The 14,080-nt window shown below is 73.3% G+C and carries 15 protein-coding genes; 10 read left to right on the forward strand and 5 right to left on the reverse strand.

The features are described from left to right. Positions 1–14: 14 nt before the first annotated feature. Positions 15–998, reverse strand: a complete 984-nt coding sequence (locus tag ACP6CK_RS27370) for a Bug family tripartite tricarboxylate transporter substrate binding protein (RefSeq protein ID WP_426956498.1) — start codon at positions 996–998, stop codon at positions 15–17. A 115-nt stretch (positions 999–1,113) separates the two neighbouring features. On the opposite strand from ACP6CK_RS27370, the gene ACP6CK_RS27375 reads away from it, so the two are divergent. Then, positions 1,114–2,178, forward strand: a complete 1,065-nt coding sequence (locus ACP6CK_RS27375; protein WP_426956499.1) for an NAD/NADP octopine/nopaline dehydrogenase family protein — start codon at positions 1,114–1,116, stop codon at positions 2,176–2,178. Positions 2,179–2,181: 3 nt separating this feature from the next. On the opposite strand, the gene ACP6CK_RS27380 is transcribed toward ACP6CK_RS27375, so the two are convergent. Further along, on the reverse strand, positions 2,182–3,468 hold the full coding sequence (locus tag ACP6CK_RS27380) for a multidrug effflux MFS transporter (RefSeq protein WP_426956500.1): 1,287 nt from the start codon (positions 3,466–3,468) through the stop codon (positions 2,182–2,184). Between the two features lie 143 nt (positions 3,469–3,611). Here ACP6CK_RS27380 and ACP6CK_RS27385 point away from each other — a divergent pair, with 143 nt between their 5' ends. Beyond that, positions 3,612–3,824 carry a hypothetical protein gene (locus ACP6CK_RS27385; protein ID WP_426956501.1) on the forward strand — a complete coding sequence of 71 codons (213 nt, stop codon included), beginning with the start codon at positions 3,612–3,614 and terminating at the stop codon, positions 3,822–3,824. A gap of 251 nt (positions 3,825–4,075) precedes the next feature. Continuing rightward, a complete protein-coding gene (locus ACP6CK_RS27390) occupies positions 4,076–4,948 on the forward strand; it encodes an SDR family oxidoreductase (protein ID WP_426956502.1) in 873 nt (290 codons plus the stop codon). A gap of 44 nt (positions 4,949–4,992) precedes the next feature. Here the strand turns inward: ACP6CK_RS27390 and ACP6CK_RS27395 are convergent, their stop codons facing one another. Continuing rightward, positions 4,993–5,145, reverse strand: coding sequence for a hypothetical protein (locus ACP6CK_RS27395; protein ID WP_426956503.1), 153 nt, complete (start codon positions 5,143–5,145; stop codon positions 4,993–4,995). Beyond that, entirely contained in the window at positions 5,142–5,960 is an 819-nt protein-coding gene (locus ACP6CK_RS27400) for a YgfZ/GcvT domain-containing protein (RefSeq protein ID WP_426956504.1), read from the reverse strand. Before ACP6CK_RS27400 ends, ACP6CK_RS27395 begins: the two co-directional genes overlap by 4 nt. A gap of 96 nt (positions 5,961–6,056) precedes the next feature. Between ACP6CK_RS27400 and ACP6CK_RS27405 the strand changes: the two genes are divergently transcribed. The 5 genes from ACP6CK_RS27405 to ACP6CK_RS27425 are packed head-to-tail and all read left to right on the forward strand — an operon-like array spanning position 6,057 to position 11,293. Continuing rightward, positions 6,057–6,959, forward strand: a complete 903-nt coding sequence (locus ACP6CK_RS27405; RefSeq protein WP_426956505.1) for a glycosyltransferase family 9 protein — start codon at positions 6,057–6,059, stop codon at positions 6,957–6,959. Then, positions 6,956–7,732: a glycosyltransferase family 2 protein gene (locus tag ACP6CK_RS27410; RefSeq protein ID WP_426956506.1), complete on the forward strand. Its 777-nt coding sequence runs from the start codon at positions 6,956–6,958 to the stop codon at positions 7,730–7,732. The genes ACP6CK_RS27405 and ACP6CK_RS27410 overlap by 4 nt, the downstream gene beginning before the upstream one ends. Positions 7,733–7,760: 28 nt before the next feature. Next, a complete protein-coding gene (locus ACP6CK_RS27415; RefSeq protein WP_426956507.1) occupies positions 7,761–8,777 on the forward strand; it encodes a glycosyltransferase in 1,017 nt (338 codons plus the stop codon). Positions 8,778–8,779: 2 nt separating this feature from the next. Next, positions 8,780–10,537: an asparagine synthase (glutamine-hydrolyzing) gene (gene asnB, locus ACP6CK_RS27420; protein WP_426956508.1), complete on the forward strand. Its 1,758-nt coding sequence runs from the start codon at positions 8,780–8,782 to the stop codon at positions 10,535–10,537. Positions 10,538–10,543: 6 nt separating this feature from the next. Next, a complete protein-coding gene (locus ACP6CK_RS27425) occupies positions 10,544–11,293 on the forward strand; it encodes a TSUP family transporter (protein ID WP_426956509.1) in 750 nt (249 codons plus the stop codon). A gap of 4 nt (positions 11,294–11,297) precedes the next feature. On the opposite strand, the gene ACP6CK_RS27430 is transcribed toward ACP6CK_RS27425, so the two are convergent. Next, positions 11,298–12,260 (reverse strand): TAXI family TRAP transporter solute-binding subunit, encoded by a 963-nt coding sequence (locus ACP6CK_RS27430; protein WP_426956510.1) that lies wholly within the window; start codon positions 12,258–12,260, stop codon positions 11,298–11,300. Positions 12,261–12,359: 99 nt separating this feature from the next. Between ACP6CK_RS27430 and ACP6CK_RS27435 the strand changes: the two genes are divergently transcribed. Both ACP6CK_RS27435 and ACP6CK_RS27440 read left to right on the forward strand, forming a co-directional pair. Next, the gene (locus ACP6CK_RS27435; protein ID WP_426956511.1) at positions 12,360–13,739 is read left to right on the forward strand and encodes a hydrolase; all 1,380 of its coding nucleotides are present in this window, start codon (positions 12,360–12,362) and stop codon (positions 13,737–13,739) included. Between the two features lie 52 nt (positions 13,740–13,791). After that, on the forward strand, positions 13,792–14,010 hold the full coding sequence (locus ACP6CK_RS27440; protein ID WP_426956512.1) for a hypothetical protein: 219 nt from the start codon (positions 13,792–13,794) through the stop codon (positions 14,008–14,010). The last annotated feature ends 70 nt before the right edge of the window (positions 14,011–14,080 follow it).

Below are 14,080 nucleotides of genomic sequence, written 5' to 3' on the forward strand. Positions count from 1 at the left end.
CACCGTCCCGGCGTCTATTCCAGCCGGATGTTCGCGCCCCGGACGAGCCCCGCGTGCCGGGCGATCTCCTCCCGGAGATAGGTCGCCAGCCGCTCCGGCGGGCCGCCATAGACCTCCAGCCCCGCCTGTTCCAGCTTCGCCTTCGCCTCGGGATCGGCCAGCACCTCGTTCGAGACGGCGTTCACGCGCGCGATGATGGCGGGGTCCGTCCCCTTCGGCACCAGGATGCCGAACCAGGTCCCGAAAACGAGGCCGGGCATGCCGATCTCCGCCGTGGTCGGCACCTCGGGCAGCTGCGGCGCGCGGCGGTCGGACAGGACGGCGATGGGGACCACGCTTCCCGCCCGCACCTGCGGCGCCGCCCCGGTGATGAGGTTGAACATGACCTGGATCCGGCCCGACAGCAGATCCGTCACCGCCGCGGCCGGCGCGGTGTAGGGGACATGCGTCATCTGCGTGCCCGTCAGCCCCTTGTAGAGCTCGCCCGCCAGATGCATCGACGACCCGTTGCCGGTCGAGCCGAAGTTGATCTCCCCCGGGTGGGAACGGGCGAAGGCCGTGAACTCCTCCATGTTGCGCGGGCCAAGGTCGCGGTTCACCACCAGGATGTTCGGCACGTTACCCACCAGGATCACCGGGTCGAAGTCGCGCACGGGATCGAAGGGCAGGTCGGGATAGAGCGCGGGATTCGTCGCCAGCGTCCCCGCCCAGGACCAGAGCAGCGTGTAGCCGTCCGGGGCGGAGCGCGCCGCCGCCACCGCGCCGATGTTGCCGTTGGCGCCGCCGCGATTGTCCACCAGCACGCGCTGGCCCAGGCGGCGCTCGAGCTCCTGCGCGTAGATGCGCGCCACGGTATCCGCCGTCCCTGCGCCGCCGGGGGCGGGAACGATGACCCGCACCGGCTTGTTCGGCCAGGGGCCGGTCTGCGCCGTCGCCGCACAGGGAATCGCGAGCAGCGCGGGAAGTGAAAGAGCGGCGCGACGCGAGGTCGTCATCATCTCGTCTCCGGGTTTGACCGCCAGCCTATGCGCGTCCCGTGCCGGGTGTCTGCCCCTGGCCGTGCCGCGCCTCCGCACCCATGATGCCGCCGCTCATGACAGGGGTGGATGGGGCATGCGTCTGACCGTTCTCGGCGCCGGCGCGATCGGGCCGGCCGCGGCCGTGCTGGCCGTGTCGCGCGGACATGATGTGACGCTCTGGTCCCCCTCCGGCGCCGGCACCGCCGCCTTGACCGACGGCATCGAGGCGGAGGGCGCGCTGACCGGCCGCTTCCCGCTGCGAATCCCCCGCGACCTGCCGGACGCGCTCCGGAACGCCGAGGCCGCCCTGCTGACGGTTCCCGCCTACGCCTTCCCGGACCTTCTGCCGCGGATCGCGGCGGCGCTGCCACCCCGCCTGCCGCTGCTGATCGCGCCGGCCGCCTCGCTCTCGCCCCTGGCGCTGGACGCGATGCTGGCCGCGCGTGGCGCCCCCGCCGCCCGCGCCCCGATCGGCGCCATGGCGACCACCCCCGTCACCGCTCGCCGCCCGGCGCCGGAGCGGGTGCGCGTGGCCGCGATCCGGGCCGCCGTGGACCTCTCCGCCGTCCCGGCGGTTGCCGCGCCGGAGATGGGGGCGCTCGCGACGGAGCTCTTCGGCCATGCCAGCCCCGTGGCGCCGAACGCGCTGCATGCCGGCCTGTCCAACGCCAACCCGATCATCCACGCTGTCATGGCCCTGACGAACCTCACGCGGATCGAGCGCGGCGAGCCCTGGCCGCAATACGAAATGATGACCGAGGCGGCCTGCCGCCTGATGAACGACCTCGCGCGGGAGCGGGACCGGATCGCCGGGGCCTTCGGCATCACCGTCCTGCCGCTGGAAGAATCCCTCCACCGCGCCAACGGCGTCGCGGTCGGCCCCATGCATGAGATGGCGGCCGCCATCGCCGTCTCCCGCGGCGCCGTCCACGGCCCCGCGACGATGGAAACCCGCTACGTCACGGAGGACGTGCCCTATGGCCTCTCCTTCACGCTCTGGCTCGCGCGGGCGAAGGGGCTGTCCCTGCCCGTCACGGACGCCGTGGTGACGGCGCTGGAATCCCTCTGGGGCCGGGACCTCCGGGCGAACCCGCTCCTGGACGCGCTCGACCCGGCCGGGCTTGACGCGGCCCTCGCGCGGGGCGTCGGGCGGGGGTGACCCCTACGCCGCCGTCCGCCACCGAAGGGCAATCCGGTAGCCGGCCTGGCCGATGATGCCCGCGCCCGCCATCACCAAGGCTGCGGCCAGCGCCGGGTCGCCGCCCAGTCCCGCCAGCGCCGTGCAGATGGCTCCGACCGCCATCTGCGTGAAGCCGTAGAGCCCTGAGGCCGAACCGATGGCCTGCGGATTCACGCTCACCGCCTGGGTCAGGGCCACCGGCGCCGAGACGCCGCCTCCGAGCGTGTAGAGGAACATCGTCCCGATCACGATCGCGACCGAGAGGTGTCCGGTCAGCACCGCCGCCAGGAGTCCGAGCGACCCCACCAGGGAGACGAGGCTTCCCTGCACCAGCAACCGGTCCAGCGGGGCGCGCGTCACCAACCGGCTCGCCAGCACGCTGCCGAGCCACACGCCGGAGATCAGGACAGCCAGGATGATCCCCACCTCGTCCGGCGGCCGCCGCAGCTCGTCCACCAGGATGAAGGGGGCGGAGGCAATGAAGGCGTACATGGCCGTCGTCGCGCAGCCCCCGCCGATGGAATAGCCGAGGAAGGCCGGGGAGCGCAGCAGCCGCCCGTAGTTCCGGATCAGCACCGCCGTGTCGACGCCCCCCGTGCGGCCGGTTTCCGGCAGCAGGCGCCAGGTGAGCAGCAGGTTGACGATGCCGAGGCCGCAGAGGAGCAGCAGCACCGGCCGCCACCCCGCCGCATGCGCCACCGCGTTGCCGACCAGCGGCGCCAGCCCCGGTCCCACCGTCACCATCAGGTTCATGAGCGCCAGGCGCCGCGCCGCGTCCTTTGGGCCCGCGATATCGCGGATGATCGCGCGCGCCAGCACCATGCCCGCGCAGCCTCCGAGTGCCTGGAGCAGCCGCGCCGCGATCAGCGCCCAGGCATCCGGCGCCAGCGCTGCGCCGAGCCCGGCCAGGGTGAAGAGGGTCAACCCCGCCATCAGCACCGGCCGCCGTCCGAACCGGTCCGAGATCGGGCCGTAGACGAGCTGCCCGAAGGCGAGCCCGAGGACGTAGACGCTGACCGTCATCTGCATCGCCCCGGCGCTGGTGCCGAGGTCCCGCGCCGCCAGGGGCAGCGCCGGCACGAAAACGTGCATTCCGAGCGTCGCGCTGAAGGTAATGGCCGCGAGGAGGGGGAGAGGAACATGGGGCGGCTTCGGCCCGTCCCCCCTGCTGACCGGATCGGCCGTCTGCTCTGTCCCTGAACCCACGCCCCGTGTCCGACGGTGAAGGTTCATCGGTCGCATGTCCCCAGACCTGCTGCAATGCAGCATCGCTGCCCCAGGGGCACCCGGACCCGGCCTGGCTCTACCACATCGGCGTGAACGGCGCCGCCGGTGTGGCCGGGCCTGTGGGCGCTGTTGTGATGGCGAACCGGTCCGGACTAACCTCGGCCTCCCCGAGCGGGAGCAGCGCCATGGAGCCCGGTCACCCACGCCTGTCCTGGGTTGCGATCCTCGCGATCATGCTCGTCGTCTCGATCGTGCTCGGCATGCTGGCCGGGACTATCGCCCACGATCTCGGCATCTCGTCCTGGCTGCGCGGGATCCTGCTGGGCGCCGTCCTCGGCGTGGTCAGCGCCGTTCTGATCGGCTGGGGGCGTCGAGAAACGAAATCGCCGCCCCGGTGATCCTCCGCCCCCTCGGCGTGCCGCGAACCGGTGGGCACCCGCTATCGGCATGGTACCGAACGTGACCTCGGGCGCAGATCATGTCGCTCGTCTCGCCGCGGCCGCCCGAGCATCTGATTCGCGTTCCTGAAGGCAGGACCGCCCGCTGCGGCAATCTGTCGCGGCGTTGACGATGCGACGATGTCGTGTCGCAACCCACGCCGCGCGCCACCCGTTCCCCACCCCATCGCCGCGAGCGAAGGGAATTGCTGATGTCCGAAGACAAGAAGCCGAAGCTGCAGCCGCCGCAGTCGCAGGATCGCCAGCCTGGGATCGAGTCCGAGATGACGCCGCGCCCGCAATCCTCGATGGAGAACTGGCGCGCGGCCGGGAAGCTGATGGGCAAGACCGCGCTCGTCACCGGCGGTGATTCCGGCATCGGCCGCGCCGTCGCGATCGGCTTCGCGAAGGAGGGCGCGGACGTCGTCATCGTCTACAAGGACGAGCACAACGACGCTTCCGAGACGAAGGCGCTGGTCGAGGCGACGGGCCGGAATTGCCATCTGATCGCCGGAGACGTGGGCGATCCGGCCTTCGCGAAGGACGCGGTGGCAAAGGCCGCGGCCTTCCTCGGCCGCATCGACATCCTCGTGAACAATGCCGCCGAGCAGCACGAGAACGACGACTTCGCGACCATCGAGGAGGCGCAGGTCGAGCGCACCTTCCGCACGAACATCTTCGGCTATTTCTGGATGGCGAAGTACGCTCTCGCCCACATGCCGGAGGGCGGGGCGATCATCAACACGACCTCCATCACCGCCTATCGCGGATCGCCGCAGCTCGTGGATTACGCGAGCACGAAGGGCGCGATCGTCGCCTTCACGCGCTCGCTCGCGGGCCAGCTCTACAAATCCCGCAAGATCCGGGTGAACGCGGTCGCGCCGGGCCCGATCTGGACGCCGCTGATCCCCGCGAGCTTCGACGCCGAGCGCACCGCGGCGCATGGCGCGAACTCGCAGATGGGCCGCGCCGGCCAGCCGGATGAGGTCGCGCCCTCCTACATCTTCCTCGCCTCGGAGGCGGACAGCTCCTACATCAGCGGGCAGGTGCTGCATCCGAATGGCGGCGACGTGGTGAACGGGTAGCGGCCCGCGTCAGCGGCCGGACGGCATCCCGCCCGGCCGCCGGATCACCGCCCCGGTTTGGCGTCCCAAGCGCCCGGGCCGTTGCGGGCGGCACACCGCGTCTTGCCCCGGCCGCTCTGGACGAAGTTCAGGGATAGAGGCTCGAGAAGGATGACGGGCAGGACGTCGGCGGTGCCGTCGAAAATGGCGCCGATCACGCCGCCGCTTCCGGCAGCCGCATCCAGGCGGGAACGCGGGGGTGCAGCACGGCCTCCCCGCAGGCGAGTGCCGGTGCCCCGATCGCCTCCAGCCGCAGCAGCGCCAGCCCGAGATCACCCTGGCCGGAGCGCATCTCGCCCACCTCCCGGCCATCCAGCAGCACCGGCGTGTCGCGAGGGGGCAGGGGGCCTTCCACCGCCACCGGTACCAATCGCCGCTTGAGCAGGCCGCGGTAGCGGGTGCGGGCGGTCAGTTCCTGGCCCATGTAGCAGCCCTTGGTCCAGGAGATGCCGCCCAGCTCGTCGAAGCCGGCCTCCAGCAGGACCGTCTTGTCCCGGTCCAGGTCCCGCACCCCGTCGGGCAGGCCCAGCGACAGCCGGTGGCGGTCATAGTCGTCGCCTTTGGCCGCCCTCTCCACCCGGGACCCGTAGAACCGCATGCCAGCCTCCGGGACGCGCGGATCGGGCAGGCCGCGTCCCGCCTCCGGCCCCCAGGCCGCCGACACGCCCAGATCCTCGGACCGATCCCGCAGGGCAACCTTGGAGCGGAGGCGGAAGCGGGAGAGCCGCTCCACGATCAAGGTCGCATCGGCGAGCGGAACGTCCAGCAGCAGCGCCTCGGGCGCCAGGGACGGCTCCTCCAGCATTAGAAAATCGGTGATCCACTTCCCCTGAGGCGAGAGCAGCGCCGCCCAGACCGCCCGCCCCGGCGCGACCGCCGTGACGTCGTTGGACACCAGCCCTTGTAGGAACGCCACGCGATCGGGGCCGGAAACCTCAACAAGTCCGCGGTCGGGGAGGGGAGTGCTGGGCATGCGGGGCAGATCGGATGCCCCCCGCCGTCCCGCAAGCGCCCTGGCCCCACCCGGCTGGTCCAGACGGGTGCGGGACGTGCTAGACCCCCGGCCTCCATGCGGATCCTCTTTGTCACCTCCACCCGGATCGGCGATGCCGTGCTCTCCACGGGGCTGCTGGACCACCTTCTGCGGGCCCATCCCGGGGCCCGCATCACGGTGGCCTGCGGCCCGGTGGCCGAGGGCGTCTTCGCCCGCATGCCCGGGCGGGAACGGACGATCGTGGTGGCCAAGCGGCCCTGGTCCCTCCATTGGCCGGTCCTCTGGGGGCAGGTGGCGACGACCTTCTGGGACCTGGTGGTGGACCTGCGCGGCTCGGCGCTCGGCTGGATGGTCCCGGCCCGGCGGCGGGCGGTGATGCGGGGCGGCCGCCGCCCCGGCCACCGACTCGGCCATATCGCGGAGGTGCTTCGCCTGGACCCGCCGCCCCGTCCCGTGGCGTGGTTCGCGCCCGAGGATTCGGCGGCGGTGGACGCCCTGCTTCCGACCGGCCCGATCCTCGCCCTCGGTCCCACGGCCAACTGGCACCGCAAGGTCTGGCCGGCGGACCGCTTCGCTGCCCTGGCCCGCGCCCTGACCGCCCCGGACGGCCCGCTGGCCGGCGCCCGTCCCGTGCTGCTCGGCGGTCCCGGGGCGGAGGAGCGCGCCATGGCCGCCCCCTTGATCGCCGCCCTGCCGGACGCGGTGGACCTCGTCGGGAAGCTCGCCTTGCCGGAGGCCGCCGCCCTCCTCTCGCGTGCGGGGCTCTTCGTGGGCAATGATTCCGGGCTGATGCATCTCTCCGCTGCCGCTGGCGCCCCCACCCTCGGCCTGTTCGGCCCCACCCCGGCGGACGAGTATGGTCCGGTCGGCCGCGCCGCCCGCGCCGTGGTGGCCCCGGACGGGCAGATGACCGGCGTGTCCGTGGAAGCCGCCCTGGCCGCCGCGCGCGACCTGCTACCAATGCAGGTGGCGGCGTGAGGTCGCCCCGCATCTCCGCCCTCGTCGTCGCGCGGAACGAGGCGGCGCGCCTGCCGACCTGCCTCGCCAGCCTCGCCGGGGCGGACGAGATCATGGTCGTGCTGGACCGCACCACGGACACGAGCGTCGCCATCGTGCATCGCTATGGTGCCCGTGTGCTGGAAGGCGCCTGGGACCTGGAGGGCGACCGACGCAACGCCGGCATCGACGCCTGCACCGGCGACTGGATCCTGGAGGTGGACGCGGACGAGACGGTGCCGGACGAGCTCTGGGCGGAGATCCGCCGCGTCACCGCCGCGTCGGAGCACGCCTTCCATCGCGTGCGCGTGGACAACTTCGTCGGCGACCGGCTGATCCGCCACGGCTGGGCCGGCAGCTTCGGCACCACGCTGAAGCCCGTGCTGTTCCGCCGCGGTGCCAAGCGCTGGCGGCCCCAGCGCGTGCATCCCGGCCTCGACTGGCAGGGGACGGAGGGCGCGCGGATCACCGCCTGGGGGATCCAGCACCACCTGGACCGCGACATCTCCGACATGCTCCGCCGGCTCGACCGCTATTCCTCGGCCAAGGCTATGGACCTGCTGGCCTCCGGGAGGATCGGGACGCTGCCCGGCAACCTCCGCCGCTTCGTCTCTCGCTTCTTCAAGTCCCTGGTCAGCCGCGGCGGCTGGCGGGAGGGCGGCTGGGGCGTGCTGCTGGCCGTCTGCACCGGCCTTTTCCCGCTGCTGGCCCATCTGAAGGCGCGGCTGGAGCCGGACCGGCACCGGCCGGAATGAGGGTGGGCCGCTGAGAATCGCGCAGGTCATGGCCGGCGCCGCGATGGGCGGTGCCGAGACCTTCTACGAGCGCCTCTGCCTCGCCCTGCACGGCGCGGGGGAGACGGTGCTGCCCGTCATCCGCGAGAACTCGGACCGCGCCGCGCGGCTGCGCGCCGGCGGGCTGGAGCCGGTGGAACTCGGCTTCGGGGGGCCTCTGGACCTGCTGACGGGCTGGCGGCTGGGGGGCACGCTGCGGCGCTTCGGGCCCGATGTGACCATTGCCTGGATGAACCGCGGCGCGCGCTTCAGCCGGCGCGGCCCCTGGGTGCTGGTCGGGCGGCTGGGCGGCTACTACGACCTTCGCCATTACCGGCGCTGCGACCACCTCGTGGCGAACACGCGGGACCTCGTGCGCTGGATCGTCTCGCAGGGCTGGGACGCGGCGCGCGTGCACCACCTGCCGAACTTCGCCCCCGATCTCGGCGGCGCCGCACCCGTGACGGACCTGCCCGCGCCGCCCGGCTTCGCGAGGCTCCTCGCCATGGGCCGGCTGCACCGGAACAAGGGCTTCGACACCCTCCTGCGCGCCCTGCCGCACCTGCCCCGCACCCAGCTCTGGCTGGCGGGGGAGGGGCCGGAGCGCGGGGCCCTGGAAGCCCTCGCCGCCCAACTCGGCGTCGCGGACCGCGTCGCCTTCCTTGGCTGGCGCGGGGATCAGGGCGCGCTGCTCGCGGCCTGCGACCTCTCCATCTGCCCCTCTCGCCATGAGCCGCTGGGGAACGTGGTGCTGGAGGCCTTCTCCGCGAGCAGGCCGGTGGTCGCCGCCGCCTCCCACGGCCCGGTGGAGCTGATCGCCCATGGCGAGACCGGCCTGATCGTCCCCGTGGACGAGCCGGAGGCCCTAGCCCGCGCGGTCGCGGGCCTGATCGCCGACCCCGCCCGCGCCGCCGCCCTGGCCGAGGCCGGCCGCCTGACCTACGAGCGCGACTTCGCGGAGGCGCCGGTCGTCGCCCGCTGGCGCGCGCTGCTGCCGACGTTGCGGCGCCGGGACGGAAGGACGTAGCGATGTGCGGGATCGCAGGCCTCGTCCTGAAGCCGGGCCGCACGCCGGATCTGACGGTTCTCGACCGGATGACCGGCGCGTTGGCCCATCGCGGGCGGGACGGGCACGGGCATCATGTGGCGGGCAACGTCGCGCTGTCGCATACGCGGCTCGCGATCATCGACCTCGTCACCGGCGACCAGCCGCTCTTCGCCGGCCCCGCCGCCCTCGTCGGCAATGGCGAGGTCTACAACTACCGCGAGCTCCGCACCGACAACGCGCTGGTCTGCGCGACGCAGTCCGACTGCGAGCCGCCGTTGCACCTGTACCGCCGCGACGGCCTTGCCTTCACGGAAGCGCTGCGCGGCATGTACGCGGTCGCCATCCACGACCGCGCGGCGCGGCGGGTCGTGCTGGCGCGCGACCCCTTCGGCATCAAGCCGCTCTACCTCGCGGAGATTCCGGGCGGCCTCGCCTTCGCCTCCGAGCCCGCGGCGATTTTCGCCACCGGCCTCGTCGCGCCGCGCATCCGGCCGGAGGCGCGGGAGGAGCTGATGCAGCTCCAGTTCACCACCGGCGCCGAGACGATCTTCGAGGGCATCCGCCGCCTCCTGCCAGGGGAGGCCGTGGTGCTGGCCGATGGCGCCGTGGTGGAGCGCGCCCGCCGTCCCGCCCTGCCCGAGGGCGGCCCGGAGCCGATCAGCGAGGAGGCCGCGCTCGCCCGCTTCGCCGCCGCCTTCCGGGAGAGCGTGGAGCTGCACCAGCGCAGCGACGTGCCCTACGGCCTCTTCCTCTCCGGCGGCGTGGACAGCGCGGCGGTGCTCGCGATGATGGCGCAGCTGAACCAGGCCCCCGTCCGCGCCTACACCGCGAATTTCGACGCACCGGGCGCCGCGGATGAGCGGGCCCGCGCCGAGGCCGTGGCCAACGCCGCCGGGGCGCATCACGTCACCATCACCGTCACGGAAGCGGAGGTCTGGCGTCACCTGCCGCAAATCGTCGCGGCCATGGACGACCCGGCGGCCGACTACGCGATCATCCCCACCTGGTTCCTCGCGCGGCGTGCGCGGCAGGAGGTGAAGGTCGTGCTGTCGGGGGAGGGCGGCGACGAACTCCTGGCCGGCTACGGCCGCCACCGTGCCGCCATGCGGCCCTGGTGGCTCGGCGGCAAGGCGATGCGCGCCCACGGCGCCTTCGATCGCCTCGACGTGCTGCGAGAGGCGCCGCGCATCTGGCGCGACGGCCTCGCCGCCGCCGAGACGGCCGCCTTCACGCCCGGCCGCACGCGGCTGATGGCAGCCCAGGCCCTGGATATCGCGGACTGGCTGCCGAACGACCTGCTGACGAAGCTCGACCGCTGCCTCATGGCCCATGGGGTGGAGGGGCGCGTGCCCTTCCTCGATCCCGGCGTGGCCGCGGCCTGCTGGCGCCTGCCGGACGGGATGAAGGTGCGGGACGGCCGCGGCAAGTGGCTGCTGCGGCAGTGGCTGGCGCGCGAATTTCCGGCCGCCGATCCCTTCACGAAGAAGCAGGGCTTCACCGTGCCGATCGGTGCCTGGATCGCGTCGGCCGCCGACCGCCTCGCGCCGCTGGTCGCCGCCCAGCCCGGCGTGGCGGAGATCGCCCGCCCCGACCGCATCCTGCCGCTATTCCGCGCCGCTGCGGGCAAGCGGGAGGGATTCGCCGCCTGGCACCTTCTCTTCTGGGCGCTCTGGCACGCCCGCCACGTGGAGGGGCGCCGGATGGAGGGCGACGTGTTCGAGGCACTGGCCACGCGGTAGCCGGCCGTGGAGGACCCCACCTTCCTCCAGTACGGGCTCGTCGCGGCCGTGGCCTTTCTCGCCGCCACGGTGGCGGGTATCGCTGGCTACGGCACCGGCCTGATCCTGCCGCCGATCCTCGTCCCCATCATCGGGGCGGAGGCGGTGGTGCCGGTCATCGGCCTCGCCGCGGTCCTGCTGAACGGCAGCCGGTTGATCGCCTTCCGGGATGCCTTCTCCCCACGGATTGCGGCGCTGATCCTGATCCCCGCGGTCCCGTTCTGCGCGCTCGGCGCCTGGGGCTACACACGGTTGTCAGGACCGTGGGTGACGATCCTGCTGGGTGCCGCGATCGTCGTGCTGGTGCCGTTGCGCCGCGCGCTGCGGCGCCGGAGCGGCCTTCTGCGCGGCCGCGGCGTCCTCGTCGCCGGCGCGGTCTACGGCCTGGTGGTGGGTGGCACGACCGTCTCCGGCGCGCTGCTGCTCGCGATCCTTCTGTCCGCGGGCCTGACCGGGCTCGCGGTCATCGCGACGGATGCGGGGATCTCCGTGGTCGGCAGCGTCGTGATGAGCGCCGTGTTCGGCGTGGCCGGCGCCCTGCCACCGGCCTCCATCATCATGGGACTGGTGATCGGCGCGGCGGGCGTGCCGGGCGCCTTCGTAGCGCGCCGCCTCGCCGGACGGCTGTCGCTCGAGGCCCATGCCCGCATCGTCGATGCCGCCGTGATCGCGGGCGGGTTGCTGCTGGTCTGGCAGGGCCTGCTCCGGGTGAACTGAGGCTTCACCCGGGCATCGCGATGTCCGGCACGGTCACGCCCGCCTCCCGCAGCGCCCGCGCAGCGCCGGGGTGGAAGGGCAGGACGCGGTTCGTCCCGGCATTCGCCGCCCGCGTCCCCGCCGCCATCGCCGCGATGTCCCGCGCCGGATCGGTGGTGGACACCGCCGCCTTCGTCAGCGCGTATGCCGCTTCCTCTGGCATCGAGGCGTTGCCGACCACGAAGTTCCAGGCCGCGAAGGAGGCGATGGGCGCGTCCTGCCCGCGATAGGTGCCGGGCGGGATGGTGGCCGGCGCCATGAAGGGAAGGCGCCGGATCACCCCGCGCGCGACCTCCTCCCCCGGCCCGAAGGTGACGGAGGGCGTGCGGTCGGCCACCGCGACCAGCGCCGGGATCGGCACGATGGCGCCCTGCCACAGCGCATCGATCTCGCCGTTCAGGGTCTGCTCGACGAGGGGCGCGCTGTCGCCGCTGGCAATGGTGGCGGTGATGCCGGCGACCTCGGCGGCAACCCGGAAAAAGCTCTCGGCCGGGCCGCGGGCGGGCCCGCAGCCCACACGCTTGCCGGCCAGGTCGGCGAAGCGCGTCAGCCCGCGCGCCCGCGGGGCCGTGACCATGAAGGCGGTCTCGTACATCGGGAAGAGCGCGCGGATCGCCCGGTGCCGGCGCCCCCCGGCGGTCGCCGTGCCGTTCAGCGCGTCCACCACGCTGCCGAGGAAGGCAGTCCCGATGGCATTCGGCTCATCCTCCACCTTCGCCAGGTTCTCCAGACTGCCGGCGGAGTTCCGCACCTCCACCCGCACCCCCTTGGCCGCCAGGAACGTCGCGAGGGCCTGCCCATAGGGCAGGAAGGCGCTGCCCGCGCCGGCGGTGTAGAAGGGGAGCGGCGCGCCCTGAGCGTTGGCGGGCAACGACGCGGCCCAGGACGCGACGGCGGGGGCGGCCATGATGAGGGGGCGGCGGTTCATGCGGCTGATCCTGTCGGCTCCGCCCAGGCTGCGCGCGTCGTGCGCGCCCTGTCCAGGCGGGCGGGCCTGCCCCATCCTGGGACGACAGGAGGAATGCCCATGACGCCCCCACGCCGCCCCCTGCTGCGGGCGATCGCCCTCGCGCCCCTCGCCGCCGCGATGCGCCCCGCGGCCGGGCGCGCCCAGACGCAGGACCTCGCCCGCCCCGTGCCAGACGCCCCGACGCCTATTCTCTTTGTCCACGGCAATGGCGACCATTCCGCGCTCTGGATGCCCACGCTCTGGCGCTTCGAGAGCAATGGCTGGCCGCGGGACCGGCTGCACGCGCTGGACTTCACCGATCCGCTCGCGCGGGACGACGACGCGGTGCCGCAGCCCATGCGGTCGTCCACCGACGACGCGCTGCGGGAGATCACGGCGGAGGCCGATGCGCTGCGCCGCCGCACCGGCGCCGCCCGGATCGCGCTGGTCGGCAATTCCCGCGGCGGCTACCCCATCCGGAACCTCGTCCAGCTCAACGGCGGCGGGCCGGGCGTGTCGCACGCGGTGCTCTGCGGCACGCCGAACAACGGCATCTACGACTGGGAGCAGCCCGCCGGCCGCGAGTTCAACGCCCGCTCCCCGTTCCTGCGCCGCCTGAACGGCGGGGAGTCCCAGGTCATGGAAGGCACGGAATTCCTGACCATCCGGTCCGACTCGAACGACCTCTACGCTCAGCCGGACGGGCGCTATGCCGGCCGCCCCGGCACGCCCACCGGCGTGACCTTCACCAGCCCGGAACTGCGGGGGGCGAAGAACGTCGTCCTGCCCGGCATCGACCACCGCGAGACCGCCTATTCCGCCCGCGCCTTCCGGGAGATGTTCCTCTTCGTCGCGGGCCGCGAGCCGGACCGGCTGGCCGTGTCGCCGGAACCCCGCCCGGTGCTGGACGGCCGCGTCACCGGCACGCCCGGCGGGGTGCAGACGAACCGCCCCCTACCCGGCGCCGTGGTGGAGGTCTTTCGCGTGGACCCCGAGACCGCCGCACGGATGGGCGAGGCGATCCACCGCCGCACCACCGGGGAGGATGGGCGCTGGGGCCCGGTGACCGTCGCCCCGGACTGGTGCCTGGAATTCGTGGTGGCCGCCCCGGACCACCCGATCACGCACACCTACCGCACGCCCTTCCCGCGCTCCTCCGCCGTGGTGAACCTGCGGCCCGCGCCGCCGCCCGCCCAGGCGGACCGGGCGGCCGGGGGCGTCGTGCGCTTCACCCGCCCACGCGGCTATTTCGGCATCCCGCGCGACGTGGTGGTGCTGGACGGGAAGGAGCCGACGGACGTCCCGCGGGGCGTCGCGTCGGGCGCCACCACCATCGCCCGCCTGCCCGCATCGGAACTGGGCCGACCGGTCGTGGGCCTGTTCAACGAGGAGCGGGTGGTCGCCCGCGCCTGGCCGATCGCGGAGAACCGGGTGACGGTGGCCGAGCTGACCTGGTGATCCACCGCCTCCCTGCCGCGTTCTGCCCACGGGGCAGGAGAGGAGGTTTCGGATGGCGTCGAAGTGGGACGCGCAACTGCAACAGGCCGCAGACACCCGCGGCACGGTAACGATCACCTGCACGGAGGGCGAGAAGGACGAGGTCGCCGCCGCGGCGGCGGCGATCGGCGCGAAGCTCGGCCTCCAGCCCGATGTGGATCGCGCCCCGGCGAATGGCCTCCGCGTCGGCTACCGCCCGCCGGGCGGGGAGGGGCAGCCGCCCCTGTCCTGACCGGCCCCGGTTCACCGATTGACCCGCCGCCCCCGCCGCCGCACACGGGCGGGGACGAGACGGAGGCACG

Source organism: Muricoccus radiodurans, from assembly GCF_050154705.1.
In the GTDB taxonomy this organism is placed as follows: Bacteria; Pseudomonadota; Alphaproteobacteria; order Acetobacterales; family Acetobacteraceae; genus Roseomonas; species Roseomonas radiodurans.

Bases quoted from the DNA above. Each gene is read 5' to 3' on its own strand.
- ACP6CK_RS27370 (WP_426956498.1), bottom strand. From the start codon at position 998: ATGATGACGACCTCGCGTCGCGCCGCTCTTTCACTTCCCGCGCTGCTC.
- ACP6CK_RS27375 (WP_426956499.1), top strand. From the start codon at position 1,114: ATGCGTCTGACCGTTCTCGGCGCCGGCGCGATCGGGCCGGCCGCGGCC.
- ACP6CK_RS27380 (WP_426956500.1), bottom strand. From the start codon at position 3,468: ATGCTGCATTGCAGCAGGTCTGGGGACATGCGACCGATGAACCTTCAC.
- ACP6CK_RS27385 (WP_426956501.1), top strand. From the start codon at position 3,612: ATGGAGCCCGGTCACCCACGCCTGTCCTGGGTTGCGATCCTCGCGATC.
- ACP6CK_RS27390 (WP_426956502.1), top strand. From the start codon at position 4,076: ATGTCCGAAGACAAGAAGCCGAAGCTGCAGCCGCCGCAGTCGCAGGAT.
- ACP6CK_RS27400 (WP_426956504.1), bottom strand. From the start codon at position 5,960: ATGCCCAGCACTCCCCTCCCCGACCGCGGACTTGTTGAGGTTTCCGGC.
- ACP6CK_RS27405 (WP_426956505.1), top strand. From the start codon at position 6,057: ATGCGGATCCTCTTTGTCACCTCCACCCGGATCGGCGATGCCGTGCTC.
- ACP6CK_RS27415 (WP_426956507.1), top strand. From the start codon at position 7,761: ATGGCCGGCGCCGCGATGGGCGGTGCCGAGACCTTCTACGAGCGCCTC.
- asnB (WP_426956508.1), top strand. From the start codon at position 8,780: ATGTGCGGGATCGCAGGCCTCGTCCTGAAGCCGGGCCGCACGCCGGAT.
- ACP6CK_RS27430 (WP_426956510.1), bottom strand. From the start codon at position 12,260: ATGAACCGCCGCCCCCTCATCATGGCCGCCCCCGCCGTCGCGTCCTGG.
- ACP6CK_RS27435 (WP_426956511.1), top strand. From the start codon at position 12,360: ATGACGCCCCCACGCCGCCCCCTGCTGCGGGCGATCGCCCTCGCGCCC.
- ACP6CK_RS27440 (WP_426956512.1), top strand. From the start codon at position 13,792: ATGGCGTCGAAGTGGGACGCGCAACTGCAACAGGCCGCAGACACCCGC.